This window comes from Bradyrhizobium sp., assembly GCF_049691595.1.
GTDB lineage: Bacteria > Pseudomonadota > Alphaproteobacteria > Rhizobiales > Xanthobacteraceae > Bradyrhizobium.
In genome coordinates, this window is record NZ_JBAVNZ010000247.1 from 1 (window position 1) to 3,583 (window position 3,583).

The following is a 3,583-nucleotide window of genomic DNA, read 5'->3' on the forward strand; positions in this document are numbered from 1 at the left end:
CTCGTCCTCGTCGCGGTCGTATTCCCGCGAGATCGCGATGGTGTCGAGCGCGCGCCCGTCGGTGGTGGTGTAGATCTGCGCGTCGACGATATTGGCGCCGGCCGACGCGCAGGCACCGGCGATGATCGACAGCAGCCAGGGATGGTCTACCGCGAGAATCGTCAGTTCGGTGACGCCGCGCGCCTCGTCGAAACCGACATTGATCGCAAGCTGGTGGCCAGCCTGCTCGCTGGCGCGCAGGAAACGGGCATGGCGGATCTTGCGCGCCAGCTCGACCTTGAGCCAGTAGGCCGGGTAATGCCGCGCGATATAGCCGTTCAGCTCGTGCTCGGGCCATTCGGTGAACGCCTCACGGAATTCGGCTTGCGCCACCGCGATGCGCTGGGCGCGGTTGACTTCCGAGAAGCCGCCGGTCAGCACCGGCTCGGTCTCGTAATACAGCGTGCGCAGCAACTGCGCCTTCCAGCCGTTCCAGACGCCGGGGCCGACACCCCTGATGTCGGCGGTGGTAAGGATGGTCAGGAGCTTCATCTGCTCGACCGACTGCACGACGGCGGCGAAATTCTCGATGGTCTTGCGGTCGGAGAGGTCGCGCGACTGCGCCACCGTCGACATCGTCAGATGCTGCTCGATCAGCCACGCCACCAGTTCGGTATCGGCGGCGTTGAAGCCGAGCCGCGGGCACAGCCGCCGCGCCACCCTGGCGCCGGCGATCGAATGGTCTTCGGGGCGGCCCTTGGCGATATCGTGCAACAGCGTGGTGATGTAGATCACCGCGTGGTGCTCGGGGCGAATCTTTCGCATCAGGTCGCTGGCGACGGTGAACTCCTCGTTGCCGCCGCGCTCGATATCCTGCAGGAAGCCGACGCAGCGGATCAGGTGCTCGTCCACCGTGTAATGGTGGTACATGTTGAACTGCATCATCGACACGATCTTGCCGAAGGCGCGGATGAAATGGCCGAGCACGCCGGTCTCGTTCATGCGCCGCAGCACGATCTCGGCATCGTTCGAGGTCAGGATTTCCATGAACAGCCGGTTGGCTTCCGGGTTTTCGCGCAGTTGGGTGTTGATGAGCTTGAGCGAACGCGTCACCGTGCGCATCGCGTCGGGATGGAAGGCGAGGTTGTTCTTCTGCGCCAGCCGGAAAATCCGGATCAGATTGACCGGGTCATGCTTGAAGACATCGGGCGCGGCGAGATTGATGCGGTTGTTGTCGACGATGAAATCGTCGCTGTCGGGCACCCGCCGCAGTTTGGTGCCGGGCCTTAAGCGCGCCACCATCCTGCTCAGGACCGGCGCCGGCTTGGCCTGCTCGTCCTCCAGCTTGGCGCACAGGATCGCGGTGAGGTCGCCGACGTCTTTGGCGATCAGGAAGTAGTGCTTCATGAAGCGTTCGACGTCCTGCATGCCGGGATGCGAGGTATAGCCGAGCCGGATCGCGATCTCCCGCTGCATGTCGAACGACAGCCGCTCTTCGGCGCGGCCAGAGAAGAAATGGATGTTGCAGCGGACCGACCAAAGGAAATCGGCGCAGCGGCGGAAGGTGCGGTATTCCTGCGCGTCGAACACGCCGCGTTCGAACAGCTCGTCGGTCTCGCGGACGCGATAGACATATTTCGCGATCCAGAACAGCGTGTGCAGGTCGCGCAGGCCGCCCTTGCCATCCTTGACATTGGGTTCGACCAGGTAGCGCGATTGCCCGGCGCGGCGATGCCGCTCCTCGCGCTCGGCGAGTTTTGCCGTGACGAAATCGGCGGCGGTGCCCTGCACGACCTCCTTGTCGAACCGTTCCACCAGCTCGTCATAGAGCGGCTGGTCGCCGGTCAGGAACCGCGTTTCCAGGATCGCGGTGCGGATGGTCATGTCGCGGCGTGCCTGCCGGATCGATTCATCGACCGAGCGCGTGGCGTGGCCGACCTTCAGTCCCATGTCCCACAGGCAATAGAGAATGGCCTCGGCGACCTGCTCGCCCCAGGCGGTCTGCTTGTAGGGCAGGATGAACAACAGATCGATGTCGGATTCCGGCGCCATCAGGCCGCGGCCGTAGCCGCCGGTGGCGACGACGGCCATGCGCTCGGCGCCGGAGGGGATCGGCGAGCGATAGAGGTGCCGTGTCGCGGCGGCGTAGAGGATACGGATGATTTCGTCCTGGACGAAACACAGCCGCTCCGCGCAGCGACGGCCATGGCGGTCCCTGAGCAGCACGGCCTGCGCGGCGGCGCGCGCGGCGACCAGTTCGGTCTTGAGCAGTTGCGCGAGGGCCGCGCGAAACACATCCTCGCGGCCCGAGTGTTTTTCCGCGAGTTCATCGACCGCGGCGGTGATCCGCGCGGTATCGAAACGGTGCTCCGCTTCCGCGCGGGCCTCTGTCACCATGCCGTCCATGATCTACCCCGATAACGGACGCGGCCGGTGCTGTCACGGCTCATTGTGGGACAACAGCAGCTCTGTGCTGGATTCTGCCCCGCCTCGGCAAGGTTGTTCTCGCGGTGCACGGCAGAGGGTACGAATTTTCTCGTTGACGTGCGAGCCTAACTTATTGAGATAAAAAGCTGTTTTTCAGGACGATCAGGGAGGGGCGATGATGGTCAGGACTTTACGGCGCGCTTTGGCTGCGATCATCGCGGTCGCGGCATGGCTGCCCGGCACGGCGTTCGCCGCCGATGCATTGAAGGAAATCCGCATCGATTGGGCAACCTACAATCCGGTCTCGCTGGTGCTGAAGCAAAGGGGACTGCTGGAGAAGGAATTCGCCAGGGACGGCATCTCCATCGTCTGGGTGCAATCGGCCGGTTCCAACAAGGCGCTGGAATTCCTCAACGCCGGCTCGATCGATTTCGGCTCGACCGCCGGCTCGGCGGCACTGGTCGCCCGGATCAACGGCAATCCGATCAAGTCGATCTATGTCTATTCGCGGCCTGAATGGACCGCGCTGGTGACGGTGAAGGATTCCAGGATCGCCTCCGTTGCCGATCTCAAGGGCAAGCGCGTCGCGGTCACGCGGGGTACCGATCCGCACATCTTCCTGGTCCGCGCCCTGCTCGATGCGGGGCTCTCCGAAAAAGACATCACGCCGGTGCTGCTGCAGCATGCCGACGGCAAGACCGCGCTGATCCGCGGCGACGTCGATGCCTGGGCCGGGCTCGATCCCATGATGGCGCAGGCCGAGATCGAGGAGGGCGCCAGACTGTTCTTCCGGAAAGCGCAAGCCAACACCTGGGGCATCCTCAATGTCCGCGAGCCGTTCCTCAAGGACTACCCGGATGTCGTGCGCCGCGTGCTCGCAGTCTATGAAGAGGCGCGCAGGTTTTCGCTCGCCAATTACGATGACGTGAAGAAGACGTTCATCGCCGTGACAAAACTGCCGGATGCGGTGGTCGACAAGCAGCTCAAGGAGCGCACGGAACTGACCTACAGCCGGATCGGCGCGCCGCAGCGCGAGTCGATCCTCGCCGCCGGCCTCGCGCTGCAGCAGGCCGGCGTCGTCGACGCCAAGGTCGACGTCAAGGCGACGCTGGATGCGCTGATCGACGATCAGGTTCCGCTGCCGACGAATTGATCCGTACTCAACCCTCCCCTGGAG

At 64.1% G+C, this 3,583-nt stretch carries 2 protein-coding genes; one reads left to right on the plus strand and one right to left on the minus strand.

The annotated features are described in order from the left end of the window. Nucleotides 1-2,376 (minus strand): [protein-PII] uridylyltransferase (locus WCE35_RS11105; protein ID WP_424593384.1); only part of this gene is annotated, 2,376 nt, incomplete at its 3' end. Nucleotides 2,377-2,584: 208 nt separating this feature from the next. Here WCE35_RS11105 and WCE35_RS11110 point away from each other — a divergent pair. Continuing rightward, nucleotides 2,585-3,559, plus strand: a complete 975-nt coding sequence (locus WCE35_RS11110; protein WP_424593385.1) for an aliphatic sulfonate ABC transporter substrate-binding protein — start codon at nt 2,585-2,587, stop codon at nt 3,557-3,559. Nucleotides 3,560-3,583 lie beyond the last annotated feature (24 nt).